Source organism: Allobosea sp. P1_A7, assembly GCF_056406775.1.
The window spans coordinates 13,913-37,747 of sequence record NZ_JBFTZN010000054.1; the positions used below are offsets into that span (position 1 = coordinate 13,913).

At 63.4% G+C, this 23,835-nt stretch carries 24 protein-coding genes; 16 read left to right on the forward strand and 8 right to left on the reverse strand.

Translation table 11 applies throughout. The features are described from left to right. The first annotated feature begins 6 nt into the window (after positions 1-6). From AC1D34_RS11970 to AC1D34_RS12000, 7 genes are all read left to right on the forward strand, one after another. Entirely contained in the window at positions 7-1,182 is a 1,176-nt protein-coding gene (locus tag AC1D34_RS11970) for an acyl-CoA dehydrogenase family protein (RefSeq protein WP_441493482.1), read from the forward strand. Between the two features lie 81 nt (positions 1,183-1,263). Beyond that, a complete protein-coding gene (locus tag AC1D34_RS11975) occupies positions 1,264-2,253 on the forward strand; it encodes an NADPH:quinone oxidoreductase family protein (protein ID WP_476824302.1) in 990 nt (329 codons plus the stop codon). Beyond that, entirely contained in the window at positions 2,250-2,690 is a 441-nt protein-coding gene (locus AC1D34_RS11980) for a PaaI family thioesterase (protein ID WP_441493484.1), read from the forward strand. The genes AC1D34_RS11975 and AC1D34_RS11980 overlap by 4 nt, the downstream gene beginning before the upstream one ends. After that, entirely contained in the window at positions 2,683-3,888 is a 1,206-nt protein-coding gene (locus tag AC1D34_RS11985) for an acyl-CoA dehydrogenase family protein (protein WP_441493485.1), read from the forward strand. The genes AC1D34_RS11980 and AC1D34_RS11985 overlap by 8 nt, the downstream gene beginning before the upstream one ends. A gap of 10 nt (positions 3,889-3,898) precedes the next feature. Continuing rightward, entirely contained in the window at positions 3,899-4,654 is a 756-nt protein-coding gene (locus AC1D34_RS11990; protein ID WP_441493486.1) for an SDR family NAD(P)-dependent oxidoreductase, read from the forward strand. 8 nt (positions 4,655-4,662) lie between these two features. After that, a complete protein-coding gene (locus AC1D34_RS11995; protein ID WP_441493487.1) occupies positions 4,663-5,736 on the forward strand; it encodes a phosphotransferase family protein in 1,074 nt (357 codons plus the stop codon). A gap of 13 nt (positions 5,737-5,749) precedes the next feature. Continuing rightward, the gene (locus tag AC1D34_RS12000) at positions 5,750-6,538 is read left to right on the forward strand and encodes an SDR family NAD(P)-dependent oxidoreductase (RefSeq protein WP_441493488.1); all 789 of its coding nucleotides are present in this window, start codon (positions 5,750-5,752) and stop codon (positions 6,536-6,538) included. 177 nt (positions 6,539-6,715) lie between these two features. Here AC1D34_RS12000 and AC1D34_RS12005 read toward each other — a convergent pair whose 3' ends face one another. From AC1D34_RS12005 to AC1D34_RS12025, 5 genes are read right to left on the reverse strand one after another with little or no spacing between them, the layout of a single operon-like run. Further along, positions 6,716-7,516: an enoyl-CoA hydratase/isomerase family protein gene (locus tag AC1D34_RS12005; protein WP_476824303.1), complete on the reverse strand. Its 801-nt coding sequence runs from the start codon at positions 7,514-7,516 to the stop codon at positions 6,716-6,718. 22 nt (positions 7,517-7,538) lie between these two features. Then, positions 7,539-9,197: an AMP-binding protein gene (locus tag AC1D34_RS12010; protein WP_441493490.1), complete on the reverse strand. Its 1,659-nt coding sequence runs from the start codon at positions 9,195-9,197 to the stop codon at positions 7,539-7,541. A 1-nt stretch (position 9,198) separates the two neighbouring features. Continuing rightward, positions 9,199-9,999, reverse strand: coding sequence for an ABC transporter permease (locus tag AC1D34_RS12015; protein ID WP_441493491.1), 801 nt, complete (start codon positions 9,997-9,999; stop codon positions 9,199-9,201). Beyond that, complete coding sequence (locus AC1D34_RS12020; RefSeq protein WP_476824304.1) at positions 9,996-10,844, reverse strand: ABC transporter permease; 849 nt, start codon at positions 10,842-10,844, stop codon at positions 9,996-9,998. The genes AC1D34_RS12015 and AC1D34_RS12020 overlap by 4 nt, the downstream gene beginning before the upstream one ends. Before the next feature lie 24 nt (positions 10,845-10,868). Beyond that, a complete protein-coding gene (locus AC1D34_RS12025; protein WP_476824318.1) occupies positions 10,869-11,420 on the reverse strand; it encodes an extracellular solute-binding protein in 552 nt (183 codons plus the stop codon). A 119-nt stretch (positions 11,421-11,539) separates the two neighbouring features. On the opposite strand from AC1D34_RS12025, the gene AC1D34_RS12030 reads away from it, so the two are divergent. Continuing rightward, positions 11,540-11,683 carry a hypothetical protein gene (locus tag AC1D34_RS12030; protein WP_476824305.1) on the forward strand — a complete coding sequence of 48 codons (144 nt, stop codon included), beginning with the start codon at positions 11,540-11,542 and terminating at the stop codon, positions 11,681-11,683. 117 nt (positions 11,684-11,800) lie between these two features. On the opposite strand, the gene AC1D34_RS12035 is transcribed toward AC1D34_RS12030, so the two are convergent. Further along, positions 11,801-12,856 (reverse strand): ABC transporter ATP-binding protein, encoded by a 1,056-nt coding sequence (locus tag AC1D34_RS12035; protein WP_441493494.1) that lies wholly within the window; start codon positions 12,854-12,856, stop codon positions 11,801-11,803. A gap of 135 nt (positions 12,857-12,991) precedes the next feature. On the opposite strand from AC1D34_RS12035, the gene AC1D34_RS12040 reads away from it, so the two are divergent. After that, a complete protein-coding gene (locus AC1D34_RS12040; RefSeq protein WP_441493495.1) occupies positions 12,992-13,711 on the forward strand; it encodes a TetR/AcrR family transcriptional regulator in 720 nt (239 codons plus the stop codon). A gap of 10 nt (positions 13,712-13,721) precedes the next feature. Here AC1D34_RS12040 and AC1D34_RS12045 read toward each other — a convergent pair whose 3' ends face one another. Continuing rightward, positions 13,722-14,501 (reverse strand): IclR family transcriptional regulator, encoded by a 780-nt coding sequence (locus AC1D34_RS12045; protein WP_441493496.1) that lies wholly within the window; start codon positions 14,499-14,501, stop codon positions 13,722-13,724. A 270-nt stretch (positions 14,502-14,771) separates the two neighbouring features. On the opposite strand from AC1D34_RS12045, the gene AC1D34_RS12050 reads away from it, so the two are divergent. The 7 genes from AC1D34_RS12050 to AC1D34_RS12080 all read left to right on the forward strand — a co-directional run bounded on the left by AC1D34_RS12050 (position 14,772) and on the right by AC1D34_RS12080 (position 23,251). Further along, a complete protein-coding gene (locus tag AC1D34_RS12050) occupies positions 14,772-15,674 on the forward strand; it encodes an amidohydrolase family protein (protein ID WP_441493497.1) in 903 nt (300 codons plus the stop codon). Positions 15,675-15,686: 12 nt separating this feature from the next. Next, entirely contained in the window at positions 15,687-16,655 is a 969-nt protein-coding gene (locus AC1D34_RS12055) for an ABC transporter permease (RefSeq protein ID WP_441493498.1), read from the forward strand. A gap of 10 nt (positions 16,656-16,665) precedes the next feature. Continuing rightward, a complete protein-coding gene (locus AC1D34_RS12060) occupies positions 16,666-17,568 on the forward strand; it encodes an ABC transporter permease (RefSeq protein ID WP_441493499.1) in 903 nt (300 codons plus the stop codon). Next, on the forward strand, positions 17,565-18,377 hold the full coding sequence (locus AC1D34_RS12065) for an ABC transporter ATP-binding protein (RefSeq protein WP_476824306.1): 813 nt from the start codon (positions 17,565-17,567) through the stop codon (positions 18,375-18,377). The genes AC1D34_RS12060 and AC1D34_RS12065 overlap by 4 nt, the downstream gene beginning before the upstream one ends. 17 nt (positions 18,378-18,394) lie before the next feature. Continuing rightward, on the forward strand, positions 18,395-19,417 hold the full coding sequence (locus AC1D34_RS12070) for an oligopeptide/dipeptide ABC transporter ATP-binding protein (protein ID WP_476824307.1): 1,023 nt from the start codon (positions 18,395-18,397) through the stop codon (positions 19,415-19,417). 41 nt (positions 19,418-19,458) lie between these two features. Then, on the forward strand, positions 19,459-21,093 hold the full coding sequence (locus tag AC1D34_RS12075) for an ABC transporter substrate-binding protein (RefSeq protein WP_476824308.1): 1,635 nt from the start codon (positions 19,459-19,461) through the stop codon (positions 21,091-21,093). Positions 21,094-21,154: 61 nt separating this feature from the next. Beyond that, positions 21,155-23,251, forward strand: coding sequence for an acetate--CoA ligase family protein (locus AC1D34_RS12080; RefSeq protein ID WP_476824309.1), 2,097 nt, complete (start codon positions 21,155-21,157; stop codon positions 23,249-23,251). A 165-nt stretch (positions 23,252-23,416) separates the two neighbouring features. Here AC1D34_RS12080 and AC1D34_RS12085 read toward each other — a convergent pair whose 3' ends face one another. Beyond that, positions 23,417-23,788 carry a hypothetical protein gene (locus AC1D34_RS12085; protein WP_476824310.1) on the reverse strand — a complete coding sequence of 124 codons (372 nt, stop codon included), beginning with the start codon at positions 23,786-23,788 and terminating at the stop codon, positions 23,417-23,419. Positions 23,789-23,835 lie beyond the last annotated feature (47 nt).

Genomic DNA, 23,835 nt, shown 5'->3' on the forward strand with positions numbered 1-23,835 from the left:
AATTATATGGCGCTCGACCCTGATGTGTTCCGCCAGTTGCTCGACGCGGTCGAGCGCTTCGTCCGCGAAAAGCTGAGGCCGAACGAGGCGCTCGTGTCGCAGAACGATCAGGTGCCGGCCGAGATCATTGCGCAGATGCGGGAGCTGGGGCTGTTCGGCATGGCGATTCCGGAGGCCTATGGCGGCCTCGAACTCACGCTTTCGGAAGAGGTCCAGGTCTCGTTCCTGCTTGGCGGAACATCTCCGGCCTTCCGCTCGATGATCGGCACCAATAACGGCATCGGCTCGCAAGGCATCATCATCGACGGCACCGAGGAGCAGAAAAGCCGCTATCTGCCTGAGATGGCGAGCGGGGAGCGCGTCGGCTCCTTCTGCCTGACCGAACCTGAAGCAGGCTCGGACGCGGGGTCGCTGCGCAGCTCGGCCCGGCGCGACGGCGATGACTTTGTCATCAACGGCACCAAGCGCTTCATCACAAACGCCCCGGTCGCCGGCCTCTTCACGGTCTTTGCGCGCACCGACCCTGACAGCAAAACGGCCGCGGGCATTTCAGCGTTTCTGGTCGATGCCGATCGCCCGGGCATCACGCTGGGCCGGACCGACAAGAAGATGGGGCAGCAGGGCGCCCATACCTGCGACGTGATCTTCGACAATGTCCGCGTGCCGAAGACGGCGATCCTTGGCGGGCCGGATTACGAGGGCAAGGGCTTCGTTACCGCCATGAAGGTGCTCGATCGCGGGCGCCTGACCATTGCCGGCGTCTGCGTCGGCGTCGCTGAGCGCTTGATTGCCGACAGTCTCGCCTACGCCATGGAGCGGCACCAGTTCGGCAAGCCGATCGCGGAATTCCAGCTGGTCCAGGCCATGTTGGCCGACATGAAGGCGGAGAGCTTTGCCGCGCGCTGCATGGTGGAAGAGACAGCGCGTCGGCGCGATGCCGGCCATGGCATCGCCACCGAGGCGGCCTGCGCCAAGATGTTCGCTTCCGAGATGGTGGGGCGTGTCGCGGACAAGGCCGTCCAGATCCATGGCGGAGCCGGATATGTCGCCGATGCCGGGATCGAGCGCTTCTACCGGGATGTGCGCCTGTTCCGGATCTACGAGGGTACGACCCAGATCCAGCAACTGGTCATCGCGAGGAACATGATCCGCGATGCCCGCCGGGCCGGTGCGGCCGCCTGATTCAACCGGGAGGCCGCTTACCGGGTCCCCGGACCCGCGGCTCAGGCGGGAGCCTCGTATCCGAACCATAGGGAGAGAAAAATGCGCGCAGTCATCTGCAAGGCGTTTGGGCCGCTGGAAGATCTCGTCGTCGAAGCGAAGGAATTAGGCGAGCCAGGGCCGGGCGAGGTGCGCGTCGCCATCGAGGCGGCGGGGGTCAATTTTCCCGACACGCTGATGGTCGAGGGCAAGTACCAAGTCAAACCGCCGCTGCCCTTTACGCCCGGCACCGAAGTCGCGGGCATCGTGCGCTCGGTCGGCGATGGCGTCACACATCTCGAGGTCGGCATGCCCGTCGTCGGCATGGTGGGCGTGGGTGCGTTCGCCGAGGAATGCGTGGTCAGTGCCGCACGGCTGATGAGGCGTCCCGCCAGCATGGACCCGGTCACGGCCGCCGGCTTTTCGATGACCTACGGCACCAGCATGCACGCTCTCAGGCAGCGGGCGCGGCTGCAGCCCGGAGAGACGCTTCTCGTCCTCGGTGCAAGTGGCGGCGTCGGCCTGGCCGCCGTCGAAATCGGCAAGGCGATGGGCGCCACCGTGATCGCAGCCGCAAGCAGCGCCGAAAAGCTGGAGGTGGCGCGCGCGGCCGGCGCGGATCACCTGATCAACTACGCAACTGAATCGCTCCGGGACCGCGTCAAGGAGCTCACGGCCGACAAGGGCGTCGACGTGGTCTACGATCCGGTCGGCGGGGATTTTCTGGAGCAGGCCGTGCGCGTGACCGCGTGGGAGGGCCGCGTTCTGGTCGTCGGTTTCGCCGCGGGCACCATTCCGCGCATTCCTGYAAACCTTCTGCTGCTCAAGGGCTGCGCGCTCGTGGGCGTCTTCTTCGGGACTTTTGCCGCGCGCGACCGCCAGGACAACAAGGATAATTTTGCCCAGCTCTTCACCTGGTTCGAAGAGGGCAAACTGAAGCCGCTGATCAGCCGGACGCTTGATCTCGCCGATACGGTCGAGGCGCTTCAGTTGCTCGCTGCGCGCAGCGCCATCGGCAAGATCGTCCTCACGACCGGCCGGGCCCTGTCGTGAGAGCCACGAGCTATGCCGATATCGGCATCTTTGGCGTGCTCGGGCTCGATCTCCAGGAGTCGGCGGTCGGTCACGTCAAGGGCGGACTCCGGATCGGCCCGGAACATCTCAACCGCATGGGCTACGTCCATGGCGGCGTGCTCTGCACGATGATCGACTTCGCCGCCTGCGCCTCCGGCCTGCACGCCGAAGAGGGGCAGGCGCCACGTTTCGCCATCACCATTTCACTGACCACGCAATTCACTCGGCCGGTCCGGGCCGGATGGCTGTCGGTCGAGGGGCGGACGATCTCGGCCGGCAAGTCGAGCTTCACCGCCGAGGCCCATGTCTTCGACAGCGACGGCGAGCGCATCGCCCATGGCATAGGCACGTTCCGCTGGCGGCCGGGAAGCCAGCCCAATCCTTCCACCCAGCATGCGGACAAAGCAGATGTTTGAGCTCAGGGACATCCACAAGCCGCGCCTGGCGGCGTTGGAGCGCTTCATGGAGGAGCATGTCTATCCGAACGAGGCGGTCTTTGAGCGCCGGCACGCCGCGTTGCCATCGCGATGGGGCACGCCACCGATCCTCGGCGAACTGCAGCAGCGGGCGCGTGCCGAAGGGCTGTGGAATCTGTTTCTGCCCGACACGCGCTACGGGGCAGGGCTCAACAACCTGGACTATGCCCATTTCTGTGAGGTGATGGGCCGTTCCGCCATCGCGCCCGAGATCTTCAATTGCTCGGCCCCCGACACCGGAAATATGGAGACGCTGGTTCTCTATGGCACGGAAGGCCAGAAGCGGGACTGGCTCGAGCCGCTGCTCGACGGGGCGATCCGCTCCTGCTTCTCGATGACCGAGCCGGATGTGGCCTCGTCGGACGCCACCAATATTCAAACCGAGATCAGGCGCGACGGCGACGACTACGTCATCAACGGACGTAAATGGTGGAGTTCGGGCGCGCTCAGCGAGCATTGCAAGATCGCAATCGTAATGGGCCGGAGCAATCCGGATGCGCCCAAGCATCAGCAGCAGTCGATGATCCTGGTGCCGCTCGATACGCCCGGGGTCACCGTGGAACGGGCGCTGACGGTCTACGGCTATGATCATGCGCCGCATGGCCATGCCGAGATTACTTTCGAGAATGTCCGTGTGCCGGCCACCAACATGCTGCTTGGCGAAGGGCGCGGCTTCGAGATCGCGCAGGGGCGGCTCGGGCCCGGCCGCATCCATCACTGCATGCGTTCGATCGGCCTGGCGGAACGGGCGCTGGAGGCAGCCTGCCGCCGTGCCCTGTCGCGGACGGCTTTTGGCAAGCTGCTGGCGGACCAGGGCGTCGTCCGTGACCAGATCGCCCGCTCGCGCTGCGAGATCGAGGCGGCGCGGCTGCTCGTCCTGAAGGCCGCGCATATGATGGACACGGTCGGCAACAAGGCCGCCCGCCGCGAGATCGCGATGATCAAGGTGGTAGCGCCGAACATGGCCTGCGACGTCATCGATCGCGCGATCCAGATCCACGGGGCGGCTGGCGTCTCCCAGGACCATTTCCTCGCCGCCGCCTGGGTCAAGTCCCGCAGTCTGCGCTTCGCCGATGGCCCCGACGAGGTCCATCGCGACAGCATCGCCCGCATGGAACTGAAGGCCTACCGCAACTGAGGTGCAGGCAATGTTCGACGTCCAAGGAAAGGTCGCTCTGATCACGGGCTCGTCGCGCGGGATCGGCAAGGCAACCGCGCAGCAACTGGCGCGCAGCGGTGCCCGGGTCGTGGTGTCCAGCCGAAAGCAGGACGCCTGCGATGCCGTGGCCGGGGAAATCCGGGCGAGCGGCGGCGAGGCCATCGCCAAAGCCTGCCATGTTGGCTCGCATGAGCAGCTGAAGGGGCTCGTCGACCACGTCCTGGAGGTCTGGGGCGGGATCGACATCCTGGTCTGCAACGCGGCGATCAATCCGGTCTACGGACCCTTGTCCACCCTGCCGGACGAGGCCTTCACCAAGATCATGGCGGTCAACGTGCAGAGCGCGATCTGGCTCAGCAACCTCGTCCTTCCGCAGATGGCCGATCGCGGCGGCGGCGCCGTCATCATGATGTCCTCGATCGCGGGCCTGCGCGGCACCGGAGTCATTGGCGCCTATGGCATGTCCAAGGCCGCGGAAGCGGCCCTGGCGCGCAATCTGGCCGTCGAATGGGGCCCCAAGGGGATCCGGGTCAACGCGATCGCGCCCGGCATCGTGCGCACCGACTTCGCGCGGGAGCTGGTGGAATCGCCCGAGCGGCGCGCGCAGATGGAGCAGCGCACTCCCTTGCGCCGCTTCGGCGAGGTCGAGGATATCGCCGGTATCGTGCATTTCCTGGCCAGCCCGGCATCCGCCTACATCACCGGCCAGGTCATCGTCGCCGATGGCGGCGAAACCATCAGCTGAGGTGCATGATGACCGCTCCCGTGGCCACCCTTGTCGACGTGATCGAGAACCACCGTTTCGACGAGGGAGCGCTGGCCGGCTGGCTCGACGCCCATGTGCCCGGTTTCGGCGGCCCGATTTCGGTGCGCCAGTTCCAGGGCGGCCAATCCAATCCCACCTTCCTGATCTCTGCGCCCGATCGACGCTGCGTGCTGCGCAAGAAGCCTCCGGGAAAGCTGCTGCCGAAAGCGCATCAGGTCGAGCGCGAGTTCCGGATCATCAGGGCGCTGGCGGGGACAGCGGTTGCTGTTCCGCAGGCATTGGCGCTTGGCGAAGACGCCGAGGTGATCGGGACAGCCTTCTACGTCATGGATTTCGTCGACGGGCGTCAGTTTGACAGCCTGGCGCTTCCCGACCTGCCGCGCGACGACCGCGCTTCGCTCAATTTCGCCGCCGTCGATACCCTGGCGGCGCTGCATGCGGTGGTTCCCGAGGATGTCGGGCTAGGAGATTTCGGTCCCTCCGGCGGCTATGTCGCGCGTCAGGTCGAACGCTGGACGAAGCAGTATCGTGCCTCCTCGGAGGCCGGCGAGATCGCCGACCTGACCTGGCTCGCCGATTGGCTGCGCGAGCATTGCGGCGTGGCCGATGAAACCACGATCGTGCATGGCGACTACCGGATCGGCAATCTCTGCTACCGCCGCGATGGCCCGCAGGTGTCGGCGGTGCTCGACTGGGAACTGTCCACGCTCGGCCACCCGCTCAGCGATCTCGCCTATTACTGCATGCCCTATCATATCAGCCCGACCGTCGCGGGCGGACGGGGGCTATCGGGGCTCGATTTCAAAGAGCTCGGCATCCCCCGCGAGGACCAGGTGATCGCGCATTACTGTCGGGCGAGCGGCCGTGCCTCGCTGCCGGACTGGCACGTCTTCCTGGCGCTCTCCTTCTTCCGTCTGTCGGCGATCCTGCACGGCGTGATGGCCCGCTCCGTGCTGGGCAATGCCAGCGATGCGAACGCGGCCGAGGTTGCACAGCGCGCCGGGATGCTGGCCGAACTGGGTCGGCAGGTGGCCCTGTCCGGCACGAACAACCGATACTGAGACGAGGCGAGGGATGACCATGCGTTTCAAGGACCAGCTCTGCATTGTGACTGGAGCGGCCAGCGGTATCGGCCGGGCCACCGCACAGCGCTTCGCCGCTGAGGGCGCGCTCCTCGTCCTAGTCGATCGGAACGAGGCGGAGCTCGCAAACGTCGTGGCCGACCTGCCGCGGGCCCGGGACCATTCCGTCGCGGTGCTGGATATCGCTGACCAGGACGCGGTCTCCGCATGTGTGTCCCGCGCACTGGAGCGGCATGGGCGTATCGACGTTCTCTGCAACAATGCCGGCATGGCGAGTTCCAAGGGGAGCGCGCTCGAGCAGGATCTCGCGGAATGGGACCGGGTGATGCAGGTCAATGTCTTTGGCGCGATGCTGTTCATGAAGCATGCCGGCGCGGCCATGGTCGCGGCCCGTCGCGGCGCGATCGTCAACACCGCCTCCGTGGCTGGGATCAGGGCTGGTGCGGGCGGGAATGCCTATAGCGCTTCGAAGGCTGCCGTCATCAACATGACCCAGACGGCCGCCTGCGATTTCGGCGCCTATGGCGTCAGGGTGAACGCTGTATGTCCCGGCCTGATCGAGACGGGAATGACCAGGCCGATCTTCGAGAAGGCGCGCGAACTGGGGAAGGAGGACCGGCTGGGCGCACGCTGCGAATTGCGCCGCTATGGCCATCCCGAGGAGGTTGCCCGCGTGATCGCCTTCCTGGCCAGCGAGGACGCGAGCTATGTCACGGGCCAGGCTCTCGCCGTCGATGGCGGCAACACCGCCTCCCTCAATCTCCCCGGCATGAAGGTCTAAGGCGTCGGCTCGAAAAGTCGATTGTGGTTTTAAGGAAACTCGATCCAGACACGGAAGTGCTGGATCTCTGACCGGATATGACAACCGATCCGAGATCTAGCCGCCGCTGCAGGGCAGGGAGCAGAGCCGCCCGGCGGGGCGGCCCCGCTCCGAGCGGCTAGCTGTGGCGCGCCTTGCTCAGCTCTTGCCCTTGTAGAGAAAGGCATCGACCTTCTCTTCGCCGTTATAGGCCAAGCGCTGCATGCGGTAGAGGTTCTTCACGTAGTCGAGCGCGTCCTGGCGGGACATGTCCATGCAGCGCATCSAGGCCTCCATCTCGATCCGCAACGCGAGTTGAGGGTGGCGTGCGATGCGCGCGGCATATTCCTCGGCCTTCGCCAGGACTTGATCGGAAGGGACCACCGCATTGACGAGGTTCGCCCGCAGCGCGTCCTGCGCCGAGAGCGGGTCGCCCGTCAGCAGCATTTCCATCGCGATCGTATGCGGCACATACCGAGACAACCGGGTCGAGCCGCCCGCCCCACCCATGCCGTAGGCGATCTCGGGGAAGCCGAACTTGGCATCCTCCGACGCCACGCGGATATCCGTGAGGTGGCTGAGATAGATCATGCCCTGGCCGTAGCAATAGCCGCGCACGGCGCCGACTATCGGCTTGAATCGGTTCAGCGAGAGCACTTCGCGCGACCAGGTGAACGTGTCCGGCTCGCCCTCCGCGACGCGGTGCTTCGGGGCAAGGTAATAGGCGAGTTCGTCCTTGGGCGTCGCGAACTTGGCGTAGTCGTTCTTGATGTCGTCGCCGGCCGAGAAGGCCCGGTCTCCGGCGCCCTGCAGAATGCCGACCCGCACCTCGTCGTCGGCGAGGAATTCGAGCATCATATGATAGAATTGCTTGTGCATCGCCGGCGTCATCGGGTTCACCGATCCGTTGCGGATGGTGAAGTATCCGATCTTGCCGACGCGCTCGTATTCGAAAGGCATGAGATCTATCCCTTAGATATAATCAGAACCACTGATTGGTGACGCGGTCGAAGCTGCCGACGCGAAGGTCGGTTTTTTCGGCAATGAGCTTTTGCTTGGCGATCTTCTCGGACGGCGTCTTCGGAAGCGCGTCGCGATACTCGACGTAACGAGGTGTCTTGAACGGGGCGAGCCGGCTCTTGCAGTGCTCGAAGATCATTTCGGGCGAGGCCTCGGCTTCCGAAACGCCGGGCTGCAAGACGATATAGGCCTTCACTTCTTCGCCGCGCGCTGCATCCTTCACGCCGACGACGGCGGCTTCGAGAACCTGCGGCATTTCGGTCAGCGCAGCTTCGACTTCGCGAGCGGCGATATTCTCGCCGCTTCTGCGGATCATGTCCTTCAAGCGCCCGACGATGTAGTGGAAGCCTTCGGCGTCGCGCCAGAACAGGTCCCCGGTGCGGAACCAATCCCCCCTGAAAGAGGCTTCGTTCGCTTCCGGCTTGCGATAATAGCCCAGCATGATGCCCGGCCCGCGGATGCAAAGCTCGCCAACCTCACCAGCGGGCAGGACATTGCCCTCGGGGTCGGTGATCTGTACCTCGCGGAAGGGCGCGACCATCCCGCAGGAGCCGGAGCCGACCATGTGATAGGCCTCTCGCGGCAGGAAAAGCGCCGATCCGACCTCGGTCATCCCGAAGGATTCCCGGGCGATCGTGTTGTAGCGCCGCTCGAAGTCGGCGTGCTTTTCCTTGTTGAAGCCGAAGATCGAAACGCGCTTCAGCTCATTGTCGGCGTCGGATGGCTTGGGTGCCTGCTGATAGACGATCTCGGGAAAGAGGCAGTAATGGATCTTGTATGTCCTGACCCAATCCATGAAGCGCGTCGCGCTTGCACGGCGGGCGACGAAGATCTGGCCGCCGACACGCATCGCCATCAAGGTCAGCCACTGCGGATCCATGTAGAAGAAGGGCTGAGCCGCCAGGATATTCCTGGAATTCTCGGCGTCGCCGCCTCGCATCGCGGCCACCAGGGAAATGGTGAGCCAGTATCGGTGCGTCAGCATGCAGCCTTTCGGGAATCCGGTCGTGCCGGACGTGTACTGGATGTTGACGAGGTCATCGAGCGCGGGTTGTGGCAGGTCCGCGGGGAGGGCGGGCGGATTCCGCTCGATCCGGGCATATCGATCCGACGCATCGGAAGCGGCCCCGACGACAAGAACGTTGGAACTCCGTAACGGTGCCTCCGCACTCAGCGCCTCGTAGGAGGGCAGGCAGTCCGCATGGATGACGAGATACGTCGCCTGCGAGTCCGTGAGCACATAGTCGAGCTCTCGGCCGGTATAGCCGATATTGACCGGCACCATGACGGCCCCGAGTTTTGCCAGGGCAAGCCAGGTGAGGGGAAACGCCGGGATGTTGGGAAGCATGACGGCGACATGAGCGCCTTTGCGCACGCCCGCCGCATAGAGGCCCGCCGCAGCCTGTTCGATCGCYGACCTGGCTTCGGCATAGGTTGCGACGCCGCCCTCGCTCTCCTCGAAGAACGTCCAGAGGGTCTTGTCGCCGTTCACCGAGGCCCGCTCGTCGACGAACGAGCCGATGTTCTGCGCCAGCGGCGCCGCCTCGATAGTGCTCCTCATATGATCGACGAGAGGCTTGAGCTCGGACCAATCGCTGGGGCTGCTGTTGTTTTGCTGCATGTCAGGCCTCGGACACTGAATTCGACTGGTATCGGCGTTCATTCCGGCGGCGAACGATCTCACCCAAGGTCATCGCGACGATGCTGAGAAGAGTGAGCATGACCGCGACGGCAGGCACTGTCGGATCGAGCTTGAGGCTGAGATCGTTCCAGATGCGCACGGGAAGCGTCTGCAATCCGCCGGAGATGAAGAGCGTGATGATCAGCTCATCGAAGGACGCGAAGAAGGCCAGGATCGCCGAAGCAAACATCGCTGGCGCTAGGTAAGGCAGGGTCGTGTGCAGGAACGCCCGGATGGGGCTCGCGCCAAGGACACGCGCTGCCCGCTCGATCGTCATGTCGTATCTGCGAAGGCTGCCCGACACGATCATCACGACATAGGGCAGGGCGATCAGCGCATGAACCAATGTCAGCGCGTAGATATTGTTCACCAGCTGCCAGCGCAGGAACACGATGTAGAGCGCAAGGGCGATAACCACCGATGGGATGATGAGGGGCGCGATGAAGATGGCACTCAGCAGGCCTTTTCCGCGAAAATCCGTACGAACGAGCGCGACCGACGCCAGGGTCCCGAAGAGCAGGCTGAGGATTGTCGCACCGACCCCGATCCTGAGGCTCGCGAGCGTGGCGTCGACCCAACTCTGATCGACGAAGAATTCCCTGTACCAGCGCAGGGACAGCGACTTCGGCGGGAATTCGAGGAACTGGCTGTCGGTCAGCGAAATCGGAACGAGGAAGAACAGCGGCAGCAGCAGAAAGCTGGCGACGAGGACAAAATACGCGGTCAGGACGGCCCGGGTCATCGTGCGAGCCCTCCGGTCGCGAATTCGGAGCGTTTCCGCGTGAGGGCCCAGTAAGCCAGAAGACAGGAGAAGGTCGCCGCCAGCAGCGTCGAAGCCATCACCGCCGCCAGGTCCCATTTCAGCGTCTTGTGAACTTGGAGATCGATGAGATTGGCGATGAGGAGACTTGTGCGGCCGCCCAGCAGCGTCGGCGTGACATAGAAGCCGAGGCAGAGGATGAAGCAGATGATGCCACCCGTCGCCGCTCCACTCACGCTGAGGGGAAAGACCACCTTCCAGAAGGCCTGCCTTGGCGATGCACCCAGGGATCGGGCCGCTTTCACGAGATCCCGCTCGACATCGAGTATCGAGGTCAGGCAGGTCAGGATCACGATCGGCAGCAGGATCTGAACCATTCCGATGTGAACGGCGATCGGCGTATAGAGCAGCTGAATGGGCTCCGCCGTCAGGCCAAGGGCGGCAAGCGCTTTGTTGAGAATGCCTTCGCGCCCGAGCAGGATGATCCAGGTGTAGGTCCTGACCAGGATGCTGATCCAGAACGGTAGGAGGATCAGATAGGTCGCCAGCACCCGCTTGCGCGGCGAGAGCCCCGCCATGAAGTAAGCCATGGGGTAGCCCATGACGAGGCAGATCACCGTCACAGTCGCGGCGGTGACGAACGTCCTCTGCAGGACGATGATGGAAAGCTGCGAATTATAGACCTGTCGCAGCGCCTCGGCCGTGAAAGCCGTTCCATCGTGTACGGTCAGCTTCAGGACGCCGAATACCGGAAAGACGAAGAGAAGCGCTGCCAGCAACGTCGCTGGCGCGAGCAAAAGCGTGGTTTTCGTCCACCGGAGTTTCATGATGCAGCCAGGTTCCCGAGTGGCTCAGATCRGCAGCCATTCGTTCCAGCGTGTTGAGACCGCGTCGAGATTCTCTGCCCACCAGGCACTGTTGAACTCGAACTGCACCGCCGCGTTTTCGGGCGAGGTCGGCAGGGTCGCTGCGAAGGCCGGGTCCAGCAATTCCATCATTCCCGGCACGAAGCCGGGGTAGGGGACCTGCTTCACGAATGCCGCCGATGCCGCAGGGTCCATGCGAGCCTTCATGAAGCGCATCGCCTCGGTGGGGTGCTTCGCGCCCTTTGGAATGGCGAGGAAGGAGAGCATCAGGGCTCCGCCCTTGAAGGTGATGTCGACGGGCTTGCCCTCGTTCCTCAGGGGGGTGATGCGGCCGTTCCAGCATGAAGTCATGCTGACCTCGCCGTCGATCAGCAACTGGACGTGCTGGGCTCCGTTGGTCCACCAGACCGGGATATGGGGCTTGAGCTGGTCGAGCTTCTTGAAGGCGCGGTCGACGTCGAGCGGATAGAGCTTGTCGAGCGGAACGCCATCGGCAAGCAGGGCGAATTCGAGGTTGCCCTTGGGCGAATTTTCCAGCGAGCGCGGGCCCGGGAAAGCTTTGACGTCCCAGAAATCGGCCCAGGATTGCGGTTGCGGTCACGACGTCGTCGCCGTTCAGCTCGGTCAGATCCCACTCGACATTGCCGGACTCGACCATGGCCTTGAGCTTGGGAAGGCTCACGGGTGCTGTCGGCCTGACCTTGATTCCCGTCTCCCTGGTGAAAGGCTCTTCGAAGATCTTCGTGATCATCGTGGCGAGCGCCCCGCCGGAGCCGTTGACGACGATGGTCACGTCCTGAGCGAAAGAGGGTTTGAACGCGAAAACGCCGGCAAGTGCACCTGTGGCGATTCCGAAAGCTCTTCTGGTCATCGTCATGATCGATAGTCCCCTGAGTTTTTTTGGTGGTCTGGGAAGCTCAACCCGTGAGCGAGACGAGGTCAGCGACGTTGAGATCGAAGCTGATCGGCGTGCCCAGCGGCAGCACGTCCTGTCCTGGCCTGCGTGGCTCGATGGCCGAGATGTCCTTGCCGTCCGCAGCGCGCAGCACGTAGCGGACGGAATTGCCGAAGAAGACGGCCTCCGCGAGGGTGGCCCGATGCGCGCCGGCGGCATCTTGGCGGATCTGGATGAGCTCCGGCCGGATTGACGCGAAGCTGGCCGCCGAGAGATGCGCGACATTCCCGGACACGCGGCCAAGCCCTTCGAGCATGACGGACGCTGGCGCGGCGCCCTCGACCTTGAGGATGTTGTTTGCACCCACGAATTCCGCGACGAAGCGTGATTGCGGCTTGTCGTAGAGCTCTTCCGGAGGGCCGATCTGCAGGACCTGGCCCTTGTCCATGACCGCCAGCCGGTCGGAGAGCGTCAGCGCCTCGCCTTGATCATGGGTGACATAGATGACGGTACACCCGATCTGGCGCTGGTATTCCTTGATCTCGAGCTGGAGTGTCTCTCGCAGCTTCAGATCAAGGGCGCCCAGCGGCTCGTCCATCAACAGCACCCGGGGCTCGAACACGACCGCGCGTGCAAAGGCCACGCGTTGCTTCTGGCCCCCGGACAGTTCGTGCGGCATGCGGTTCGCTAGTGTGTCCAGCCGCACCATCTGGAGCGCCTTCTCCGAGCGCCGCCGGGCTTCGGCCCGCGGCACGCCGCGCATCTCGAGGGGAAAGGAAATGTTGCGGATGACATTGCGATGGGGAAAGAGCGAATAGCTCTGGAACACCATGCCGATGTCGCGCTTCTCCGTCGGCAGCTTCGTGATCGGCACTCCGTCGATGAGAATTTCACCGCTGTCGATATCCGTGAAGCCTGCCAGCGCGTTGAGGGCGGTCGTCTTTCCAGAGCCGCTCGCCCCGAGCAGGGTCATGAATTCCCCGCGCTCGACATGCATCGAGAAGCTCTCCAGCGCGACGAACTTTCCATACGTCTTTCGAACGCTTCTGAAATCGATCGTCGCTCCGGTCGAACTCATTTGATCCGGCTCCGAATGAGAGGCATATTTGAAAAGTGACGATAGTGTCATTTTTTGTCAAGCGCGCTATGCTGGTATTGAGATTGCGGCGCGATTGAGTGTGCTGTCAGAAGCGATAGTGAGAAGGGCGGGCCCTTGTTGTTGGAAAACGTAAATTTCGATTACGTGGATTACCTGGAGAAACGCTTGGCTGCCGCGCAAAGCGAGAAGAAGATCATTCGCACTGAGCTGCAGCTCGAGCTGGCAACCGCGCGCCTTCTCAGAGAAAAAAACTATCACGCAATTTCGGTTGATCTCATTGCGGCGACCGCTGGTGTCGCGCACGGGACGTTTTACCGGTATTTCGCAGCCAAGCGCGATGTCGTTGCTAAGACTATCGCCGATTATTTCATGTTCGTGCGCGCATCGCGCCACCCAATTGCCCGTGATGCGTCGCAATACGAAGCAATCCACCAGGCCAACCTGCACTATGTCGAATGCTTCCGTCGCAATGTCGGACTCATGCGTTGCCATTTCCGGCTCAAGGACGAGGACGAGCTGATCGCCGAGGTTGGCCGTAGCGCCGACAACGCCATGGTGGAGCGCGTCCTCGCCAGGCTGCGCCGCGAAGGACAGCTCGAGCTGTGGGATGTTGAAAAACTCAAACTGACCATCTTCTGCCTGATCGGAATGGTCGATGAGCTGTTGTTGAAGATCTACGGGCAGACCCAGCCTTCGCTCGCTGGGTTTCAAGCCAAGCCCCAACTCGTGGCGAGCACCCTATCCGATATGTGGTTCTCGACGATCTACGGTTCGCAATCGCTCGAGCGCATTGCGCCGGGGGCGAGTTTGCCAAGGCTACGCCAGGTCGACTGAGTGATCGCCGTCAACTCGGCATGATATAGCTCAGTTGATTGCGAATATTCGCAGCCAGCGAAATCAACCGGGGTGCGACCTCGTCTTCGATCTGGTTGGGGCTGAGCCGGAACACAGGCACCCGGCAGTTCATGCCGAAGCAATCGCCGTTGGCGTCCCGGATCAGCGGCACGCCAGCGGAATGGGTGCCCGGAATCCAGACGCCCTTGGCCACAGAAAACCCCCGGCTGCGGCAATCGATGACGCCCTGCAGGAAGGATTCGGAGTATTTCGTCCAGAGTTCGGGCGAGCGACGCTTCATTTCTTCGAGCTTCAGCTTGAGTTCGTCCTCTGACAGGAGGGAGCCGAGCGCATGACCGATCGTGGCCGGCAGCAGCGGCCCGATCGTGCCGAGGTCGGGCGAGGTCCAGATGTTCTCGTTCACCCGCGAGGTCTCGAGATAGACGAAGTTGGTTCGGTCGATCGTGCCGATCGAGACGGTCCCTCCGAGGTCCTGAGCCAGCTTCTGCATCGAGGGCCGCGCGATGTGCAGCAGCTTCAGGTTGACCAGCAGCGGGTTGACCAGCATGAGCGCGCGCCAGCTCAGCCGGAACTTGGATTTCTCCTGCCTGAGGTAGCCCATTCTTTCCAGCGTATAGGTCAAACGTGCGACCGTGGAACGGTTGATCCCCGATTCCTTCGCGATCTCGCCATTGCTCATCAATGTGCGATTCGGACGAAAAGTCTCCAGAACAGCCAGTCCCTTGACGAGAGTTGTTGCGATGTCGGGATCGTCTGCGGGGATCTTCAAGAGTTTCTCCATCTATGTAGTTGGCTTCGTTCGTATTATTTCGATCGATTATTGTTTGATATTTACCGGATGCGCTTGATGAGCGGGGTTGAGAGCCTCGACCTGCCCCTGCGTTGTCGGGGTGAGAATTGGCCTCTTTGGCTCAAATGTCAAGATAGTGAACATTTTTGGAAGGAATTAATCACTCTCTTGACTCCACTCCGAAGCGAGCGCTCAATTATCGAAGGCGGGTGGATATCTGCGCCTGCACTCGTCACGGAGAAAATGTGAATGAGCCGCGTGATCGACATGGAACTGAGCTTGCCTCATAGCGAGGCGAATCCGGATCTGGAGCGCATCTCGCGAGGACGGCCGGGCACGCCCTTCGCCCAGTCGCTGCCGCGGCCCGAGGGCTACGGATTCGCCAATTACGGGAATGTCTTCAGGAGCAAAGAGGCGGCTCCGAAGAAGGGGGAGGCTGACGACGGCGGTCTCGTGCGGCTGGTCGAGGATATGGACCGTGCCGGTATCGCGCGGGGATTGCTGGTCGGCGCCGAGAACAGTGCGACGGGCCGGATTCACCAGGCCCATCCCGGCCGCTTTTTCCTCTTCACGACCTTCGACCCCTTCGACGGGATGCGGGCGGTTCGCGAATTCGAGCGGCTGGTCAAGGAGGAGGGCGCAAACGGCCTGCGCCTGTCGGCGCTGTATAACGGCGTGCCCGCGAATGATCGCCGCTACTATCCGCTCTACGCGAAGGCAGCCGAGCTCGACGTCCCGGTCCGCATCTACACGGCGATGAACTACGCCAATGACCGGCCGTACGATCTCGGGCATCCGCGCTATCTCGATGATGTCGCCATCGATTTTCCCGAGCTCAGGATCGTGGCCGGCCTCGCCGGATGGCCCTGGGTGAACGAGATGGTCGGGCTGCTCCGCCGACACCCGCGGCTCTATGTCGATACGGCGGCCCATCATCCCCGCTATTTCAGCCAGCCCGGCTCAGGCTGGGAGCAGTTCCTGCAGTTCGGCAACACGCTGCTCCAGGACAAGGTCATGGTCGGGCTCTCGCGCTACCTGTTCGGAACCTCCTTCGAGAGCATCATCGAGCAGTACAAGCAGCTGCCGCTCAAGGAAAAGGTCATTGAGAAATGGCTGTACGGCAACGCCGCTGAATTTTTCCGGCTGAACTGAGGGCGCGGTCCGATGCTTCGCTTCGTCGGCCGGCGGGCGCTCTACGCAATCCCTCTGCTCCTGGCGATCATCATCCTGATGTTCTCCATGCTGCACATGATCCCGGGGGATCCTGTGCAGGCCCTCGTCGGCGACTACCCGGTTCCGCCGGCGTATCGGCAGGCGATCGAAGAGAAGTATCGCCTGAACGACCCTTTCCTCGTTCAGGTCGGCAATTATCTGCTGAATGTCGCGCAGGGCGATTTCGGATTCTCCTATCAGAACCAGCGCGGCGTTCTCGACCTCATCCTCGAGCGGGCGCCGCGGACGATCCTGCTGGCTTCGGTCAGCTTCGCGCTCGCGATTCCACTCGGCATGGCGATCGGTATCGCGGCCGGAACGACGCGCCGGCCGGGTGTCGACAAGTTCTGGACGACCACCGCCCTGATCGCCTACGCGATCCCGACATTCTGGCTCGGTCAGCTCCTGGTGATGCTGTTCGCGCTCCGGCTCGGCTGGTTTCCGACCCAGGGCATCGGCCCGCTGATCAGCCGGACACATGGCCTCGCCTGGCTCTTCGAGAAGATGCGCTATCTCGCGCTGCCGGTCCTCGCCTTCGGCGTCCACGAGGGCATGCGGATCGCGCGGATCATGCGCGCCAGCGTCATCGACACGCTTTCGCAAGGCTACATCATCACCGCACGCTCCAAGGGCTTGAGCCGCGGACAGATCATCCGCAACCACGTAATGCGCAATTCGAGCCTGCCGCTGGTCACGATCGCGGGCTATGCCTTCGGCTCCGCCCTCGGCGGCGCCGTCCTGCTCGAAACGGTCTTCACCTGGCCGGGCCTTGGCCTGCTGCTCGTCGACTCGATCCGGCTCAGGGACAATATGACGGTTGTCGGTGTCGTGATCTTCTCGGCCGTCGCCGTCGTCGCCATGAACCTGATCGTCGATCTCCTCTACGCGGCGCTGGACCCGCGCATCAGAACCATGCGGTGAGGTCGAAGCCATGTCAGACAGCAAAACCGCCATGGCGCCGGCATCCGGCAACGGCATCCCGGTCGGGAGCTGGCAGGCCCATATCGCCAATCTATTCGGGACGCGTCACGGCGCGCTCGGAGCAGGCATCCTCATCGTCCTGGTGATCGTGGCGACCGCCGCTCCGCTGATTGCGCCCTACAATCCGCTGGAGCAGACCCCGCTCAGCCTCGCGCCGCCATCGTCCCAATTCCTGTTCGGCACGGATAATATCGGCCGGGACGTGTTCTCGCTGGTCGTCCACGGCAGCCGCTCGTCCCTGCTCGTCGGGCTCGGGGCGGCGCTGGCCGCACTGCTCGTCGGCGGCACTCTGGGGATCCTCGCCGGCTATTTCCAGGGCCCGGTCGAGGCGGCGCTGATGCGGCTGGTGGAACTGTTCCAGACACTCCCCGTCATAATTCTCGTGCTCTGCGCAGTGGCGCTGTTCGGCTCGAATTTCTGGCTGCTGATCGCGGCGGTGGCGCTGGCGATCTGGCCGATGGAGGCCCGCCTCGTCTACGGCCAGTACATCAAGCTTCGCGACCGCGAATTCATCGCGGCCGCCCGCGTCGCCGACCTCTCGACGGCCCATATCATGTTCCGCGAGATCCTGCCCAACGCGATACAGCCAATCATCGTCCAGGTCGCGCTCGACGCCAGTATCGCGATCCTGATCGAGGCCGGGCTCGGGTTCCTCGGTCTCTCCGACCCGAGCAGGGTGAGCTGGGGCCGGTTGCTCTTCGTCGCGCAGGACTACATGGACAGCGCCTGGTGGATGAGCCTGTTTCCCGGCGCAGCCATCTGCATCACCGTGGTCGGCCTCAATCTCTTTGCCGACGGGCTGAACGAGGTCATCGATCCGCGCAGCACGAACGGGATGGGAGGGCTGCAATGAGCGCATCGCTTCTTCTCGACGTGCGCGACCTGAAGGTCCATCTGCGTCTCGGCCACAAGGTCGTGAAGGCGATCGACGGGGTCGATTTCCAGGTCCGCCGGGGCGAATGCGTCGGCATCGTCGGCGAATCCGGTTCGGGCAAGAGCACGATGGCGCGAGCCGTGACGCGCCTGATGCCGAACGTGAACATCGAGGAACTGAGCGGCAGGCTTGCCTTCGAGGGCCGCGATATCCTTGCGATGGACGACGGCGACCTGCGGGCCCTGCGCCGCGGGCGCGGCTTCTCGATGATCTTCCAAGATCCGCTCGGCTATCTCAACCCGACGCAGCGGATCGGCCGGCAGATCCACGAGGCGCTCTCCCGGGATGCAGGGCGCGGCTCCGACAAGACCCGCGTTCTCACCCTTCTGGACGAAGTAGGTCTACCCGACCCGGCCAATCTCGCTCGTCGCTACCCGCATGAACTTTCGGGCGGCATGCGCCAGCGCGTGATGATCGCGATCGCGCTGGCCAGCGATCCTCAGCTTCTCTTTGCCGACGAACCGACGACGGCCCTCGACGCGACCGTGCAGCTGCAGGTCCTGCAGACGCTCTACAGGCTGCACAAGGAGCGCAACATGGCGATGGCCATCATCACGCACGACCTCGGTGTCGTCGCCGAGCTTTGCGATCGGGTCTACGTGATGCGCGCCGGCAAGGTGATCGAGAGCGCCGAGACCATCGCGCTCTTCGAGCAGCCCCAGCACGACTATTCCCGGCGCCTGATCGATCTCAGCACGCGCCGGCTGACGCGGGAGCTTCAGTTATGACCGCTCCGATCATGCGAATGACTCGCGTCGAACAGCTCTACACCAGCCGCAACGCCAACGGACCCGGCTGGAACACGGTTCGGGCGGTCGATGGCGTCGATCTCGATGTTAACGAGGGCGAAACCCTGGCGATCGTGGGCGAGTCCGGCTCAGGCAAGAGCACGCTCGCGAAGCTACTCCTGATGCTGAACCGGCCGACGGCGGGCGACGTGCAGTTTCGCGGCACCTCGCTGGCCTCGCTCGCCTCCTCCGGGAAACAGGCCTTCCGACGCCAGGTCCAGGCCGTGTTTCAGGACCCGGCCTCGTCGCTGAACCCACGCATGACGGTCGAACGCATGCTCGGCTACATCGTTCAGCGCCATGAGCTTGCCACGCCGCGGGAAACCCGGGCCTTTCTCGCCGGCCATCTTGCCGCGGTCGGCCTCAACCCCCCGGAGCATTATCTCGACCGCTATCCGCACCAGCTATCCGGAGGGCAGCAGCAGCGCATTGCGATTGCGCGGGCGATGATGCTTCGGCCGGCGATCATCATCGCCGACGAACCTTTGTCCAGCCTCGACGTGTCGGTCCAGGCTCAGGTCCTGCAGTTGATGCGCGACCTGCATAAGGCGACCAATGTCGGCTTCGTGGTGATCAGCCACGATCTCGGAGCGATGGAGTCGATAGCCGACCGGACCGCCGTGATGTATCGCGGCCGGATCGTCGAGATCGGCCACTCTATCTACGAGCGCCCCTTCCATCCCTATACCAGGCTGCTGCTCGACGCGCGGCTTTCGCTCGATCCACGTCGTGGCCGGATCCGCAGCCTGAGCGCGACACAAGTGCGAGCGGATATGCCTGAGCCCATGCAGGGCGGCTGCCGGTTCCGCCATCGCTGCCCCTTTGCGATCGAAATCTGCGCGACGGCCGACCCCGCGCTGAAACCGGTCGGCCAGACCGGAACCTTCGTGGCCTGTCACCGCGCGGACGAAATCGGCGCGTCATCGCGTCCGGCAGGTGTGGCCCCCGTAGAGAGGATGCCGAGGCCCGTCGAGATCTGATTCAGGGACTACTCAAAAAAAGCCAAGGGAGAGAGCACATCATGGACAAGGCTAAACGAAGCGATGCGTGGACGATGCAGAGGCTGGGCGCGATCTCACTGCTTGCGGGAGCGTCGAGCCTTCTGCTCTCCGCCGGAGCCCAGGCGGACGATGGCAAGCCCGTCCCGGGTGGCACGGTCATCGCCGCGCTGAATTCTACGACAATTCCGAATCTGAACACCCAGATGACATCGTCGGTCCCAGCGCTGTTCGCCGCTGATGTCTGGGCGGACGGGCTGATGACCTATGACCGCGAAGCCAATCGCGTTCCGCGCCTGGCAAAGAGCTGGACCATTTCCGAGGACGGCAAGACCTACACCTTCAACCTCCGCGAGGGCGTGAAGTGGTCGGACGGCAAGCGGTTCTCTGCCGCCGACGTGGTCTTCACGCTGGAGAATTTCGGCAAGTTCAACACCTATCTCACCAAGCTCATGCCGCTGGTCGAGAAGGCCTCGGCTCCCGACGACAAGACCTTCGTCCTGACGCTCAAGCAGCCGCTGACCGCGACGCTCGATCTGTTCGACAAGGAAGTGTTTCCGCTGATGCCGAAGCACGTCTACGAGGGCAAGGACATCGCCACTCACCCAGCCAATATCGCTCCGGTGGGCCTTGGCCCGTTCAAGTTCGACAAATGGGTCAGCGGCCAGTCGATCACCTTCGTGCGCAACCCGCACTATTGGGAGGCGCCCAAGCCCTATCTCGACTCGGTGATCTTCGCGCTCATCCCGAACCCGCAGCAGCGCCTCAACGCCATCGTCAACGGCGAGGTCAACTGGTTCCGGCCCGAGGTGGTGCAGGTCCCGGCGACCCAGCAGGCGGCGAAGCGGGGCTCGTTCCGGGTTGTGCCGATCGTCACCAACGCGCCAGAGACTGCCGTCATCGACTTCAATCTGCGGCGCTCGCCGATGAACAACGTCAAGGTCCGGCAGGCCCTGTTCCACGCCATCGATCGCCAGCGGATCGTAAGGGATGTCTACCAGGGGCTGGCCGAGACCGCCAAGAACGCCATCCCAACGCAGTTCAAGAACCTGCACGATACGTCGGTCAACTACGATACGATGTACGCCTATGACCCGAAACGAGCGGCCCAGCTGCTCGACGAGGCCGGATTTCCGCTGAAAGACGGCAAGCGTTTCGCGCTCGAGCTCGCGGTGATCTCGGCCGCGCCCTATGACGCGGTGGCGCAGGTCGTGCAGGCGCAGTGGACGGCGCTCGGCATCGACGTGAAGCTCAGCGCGCTGGATCAGCAGATCTGGACCAACAAAGTCTATACCCAGCATGATTTCGATGCGTCGATCATCTCGCTGACCGGACGCTCGAACCCGGTTCTCGGCGTCGACCGCAGCTTCGTCTGCAATGAGACCAGCGTCCCCTACGCCAACCCGACGAGCTACTGTAATCCCGAGTTCGACAAGGTCGCGGCCAATGCGGCTTCGGCGCCGGCGGATCAGCAGAAGGCGCACTACAAGACCTATGCCGAGATCATCGCGCGCGATCTGAACCAGCTTGCGCTGACGAATTCGCGCGTCTTCGAGGCCGTGACGAACAATTTCAAGAACTTGGACGCTCAGTTCAACTTCTCGTTCAACACCCATCCGAACTGGGCGGAAGCCTGGCTCCCGAAAGACAAGCAGTAACTCCCATCGGACACAGCGCCCGCCGCCCCCACATATCGCCTTGCATATCGACGTCACCCCCATGGTCAGGCCACGCTCGGTGGCCATTATCGGCGCCTCGGCGAAGCGCGTCACGCAGGGCAACGTGGTCATCAGCAATCTGAAATCATGGGGCTACACGGGGGAGATCCTCCCGATCCATCCCCAGGCCGATCAGATCGAAGGTCTGCGCGCCGTCAACTCGGTTGCCGAGATCCGCGCGGAGACTGACCTTGCGATCATTGCCATTCCCGCAGCGCATGTGCCGGGCATGTTGCAGGAACTCGAGTCGAGTTCCGTACGCTCGGCGATCGTCTTCACCAACGGTTTCTCGCATGACGAGGAGAGGGCAATTCGTGCATTCGGCGCCCAGAGCCGCATCGTCTTGCACGGCCCCAACTGCATGGGGCTGGTCAATTTCACCGACTCGATCCCGCTCTACCCATCCAGGCCGTCGCTGCGTCTCAAGCCCGGGAACGTCGCGCTGGTGGCCCAATCCGGATCGGCGGCGATCTCGGTAATGAACTCGACGGTCATCGGGCTTTCGAAGGTCGTGACCGTCGGCAGCGAGTTCCAGGTCGCGGCCGCAGATTATGTGCGCTGGTTTGCGGACGACGATGAGACACGGGTCATCGGGGTGGTCGCGGAGTCGATCAAGTCTCCCCGTGCGCTCGCCGAGGCCGCCGAATGCGTTCATGCCGCGGGCAAGTCCCTGGTGGTGCTCAAGGTTGGTCGCTCGGATGTCGGCGTTGCGGCCACCCAGGCCCATACGGGGGCTCTGGTGAGTGATCGCGACGCCTATGACAGCTTCTTTCGGGAGACCAATATCGCGACGGTCGCGGATTATGACGAGCTCATCGCGGCGCTCGAATGCTCGGCGGTGGCGCGGCGCATGGTCCGGGGAGCAAGCATCGGCATCGTCGGCATTTCCGGCGGTCAGACCGCCCTGGCCTGCGATGTTGCGGAAGTGCAGGGTGTAACTGTTGCGGCCTATTGCGCGGCGACCGGGCAACGCCTTCGTGCTGCCTTGCCGGGAACGGCCGGAAACAATCCGGTCGATTTCGGAGCGACGGTCAATGTCGAGGATCGCAATACGCCCGAAGCCATGCAGGCGGTTCTCAGTGACGAGAATGTCGGTGCCGTCGTCGCCCTTCAGGACACGCAGGAGAGCCTGAACCCTGCGACGCTGCAGAATTACATGAATGTGCTCGGCGTCTATGCAGAGGCCGGCAAGGCGAGCGAAACACCGCTGGTCGTGATCTCGCCGACTTCGGAGAATGTCGATCCGGGCGTTCGTTCGATGCTGGCCGATCACGGGGTGCCGCTGCTGCGCGGGCTTCACGCTGGACTTCGCGCTGTCGGTAACCTCGCCCTCGGTAAGCCGGGCCCTGCCGGTTCCTGGGCCCGGCAGCGTAGCGCAGCGCGCGCCCCCTTCAACAAGGAGGTCGCCGGCCTCAGGCGCGAGATTGAGCAGTGTTCGGGCTCTCTCGATGCCGAGTTGTCGTTCCGACTGTTGCGCGCCTACGGAATCCCGCTGGTACGATCGATCGTCGTGAAGGACCAGAGCGAGGCGATCGCCCGCGTTCGGGAGGTCGGCTTTCCCTTGGTGGTCAAGGTCGCATCCCGCGACGTGCAGCACCGCTCGGATGTCGGTGGCGTGATGCTGGACATTCGCGATGAGGACGGATTGTGTCGTGCGATCTCGACCATCGCCGAGAATGTCGGCAGGGCGCTGCCCGCGGCGACGATCGACGGCTATGAATTGCAGGAACAGCTTGTCGACGCTGTCGAGGCCATGGCCGGGTTCACGGCTGCGCCCCCCTTTGGCCAGATGGTTGTCCTGGGAAGTGGCGGCACGCTGGTCGAGCTCATTGCGGATCGGGCGGTCGCACTCGCGCCGTTCAATCACGAGGAAGCTGGGACGATGCTCCGCCGCACCAAGCTCGATCGCATCCTGGGGGGATATCGCAACCTGATGCCCCAAACCGACACGAGCCAGCTCGTTGACCTTGCTGTGAGGCTCTCGCAGCTCGCCAGCGATTTCGAGGATTTGCTTGCCGCTTGCGATCTGAACCCGATCTTGATCCGAAAGGGGTCGGGCGACGTGCGCGCTGTCGACGCACTCTTTGTTCGCGGTTGATAGCGATCGTGATGGTTGCGCCTGATCGGCTGCAGGACGTGGCGCTCGGCCTCCATCCTGCGCCGGTCTCGCTGGGCCGCTCGTGCGGGCGGCGTAGACATTCCGGGTCGAGGTTCGATGTTTGATCGATCCTGGGCACGCGCGAAACACCTCAGGGGCCGCGCGTCATCCGGAGGCGCGAACTGGCGGCGGGATCGACCGGAGCAATAGCGCGGTCAGGACGGCGTGGACGATGACCGCTGGCCATAGCAAGACGCCGTCGGAAGCTCCGGTAAGATCGAGATAGGCGAGATAGAGTGCGACCGCGCCGCTATAGATCAACATGCCCAGCAGAGGCGGGCCGGGCCAGCAGGCGATCCCCAGTGCAACCAGGGCGATACCCGCAATGCTCGCGATCTGCAGGGCAGCCCCGTCCAGTTCCTCGCCGAGCAGCGCTTGCGCGGCGAATGAAGGCACGACCAGCAGCGCCAGACCGGTTGCGATCTCTGCCACGGCGGCGATCGTCAGCACGTTCTTCATCGCCTGGACCCGGTCCATCTTGTTGATCGAATATTCGCACGAGATGCACGGGAGCGCGCAGGGAT

Coding starts and splice junctions, on each gene's coding strand:
- AC1D34_RS12060 (WP_441493499.1), top strand. CDS start 16,666: ATGTCAGACAGCAAAACCGCCATGGCGCCGGCATCCGGCAACGGCATC.
- AC1D34_RS12035 (WP_441493494.1), bottom strand. CDS start 12,856: ATGAGTTCGACCGGAGCGACGATCGATTTCAGAAGCGTTCGAAAGACG.
- AC1D34_RS12070 (WP_476824307.1), top strand. CDS start 18,395: ATGACTCGCGTCGAACAGCTCTACACCAGCCGCAACGCCAACGGACCC.
- AC1D34_RS12085 (WP_476824310.1), bottom strand. CDS start 23,788: ATGGACCGGGTCCAGGCGATGAAGAACGTGCTGACGATCGCCGCCGTG.
- AC1D34_RS11995 (WP_441493487.1), top strand. CDS start 4,663: ATGACCGCTCCCGTGGCCACCCTTGTCGACGTGATCGAGAACCACCGT.
- AC1D34_RS12075 (WP_476824308.1), top strand. CDS start 19,459: ATGGACAAGGCTAAACGAAGCGATGCGTGGACGATGCAGAGGCTGGGC.
- AC1D34_RS11970 (WP_441493482.1), top strand. CDS start 7: ATGGCGCTCGACCCTGATGTGTTCCGCCAGTTGCTCGACGCGGTCGAG.
- AC1D34_RS12015 (WP_441493491.1), bottom strand. CDS start 9,999: ATGACCCGGGCCGTCCTGACCGCGTATTTTGTCCTCGTCGCCAGCTTT.
- AC1D34_RS12050 (WP_441493497.1), top strand. CDS start 14,772: ATGAGCCGCGTGATCGACATGGAACTGAGCTTGCCTCATAGCGAGGCG.
- AC1D34_RS12030 (WP_476824305.1), top strand. CDS start 11,540: ATGGCCTTGAGCTTGGGAAGGCTCACGGGTGCTGTCGGCCTGACCTTG.
- AC1D34_RS12020 (WP_476824304.1), bottom strand. CDS start 10,844: ATGAAACTCCGGTGGACGAAAACCACGCTTTTGCTCGCGCCAGCGACG.
- AC1D34_RS12065 (WP_476824306.1), top strand. CDS start 17,565: ATGAGCGCATCGCTTCTTCTCGACGTGCGCGACCTGAAGGTCCATCTG.
- AC1D34_RS11990 (WP_441493486.1), top strand. CDS start 3,899: ATGTTCGACGTCCAAGGAAAGGTCGCTCTGATCACGGGCTCGTCGCGC.
- AC1D34_RS12080 (WP_476824309.1), top strand. CDS start 21,155: ATGGTCAGGCCACGCTCGGTGGCCATTATCGGCGCCTCGGCGAAGCGC.
- AC1D34_RS12055 (WP_441493498.1), top strand. CDS start 15,687: ATGCTTCGCTTCGTCGGCCGGCGGGCGCTCTACGCAATCCCTCTGCTC.
- AC1D34_RS12000 (WP_441493488.1), top strand. CDS start 5,750: ATGACCATGCGTTTCAAGGACCAGCTCTGCATTGTGACTGGAGCGGCC.
- AC1D34_RS11985 (WP_441493485.1), top strand. CDS start 2,683: ATGTTTGAGCTCAGGGACATCCACAAGCCGCGCCTGGCGGCGTTGGAG.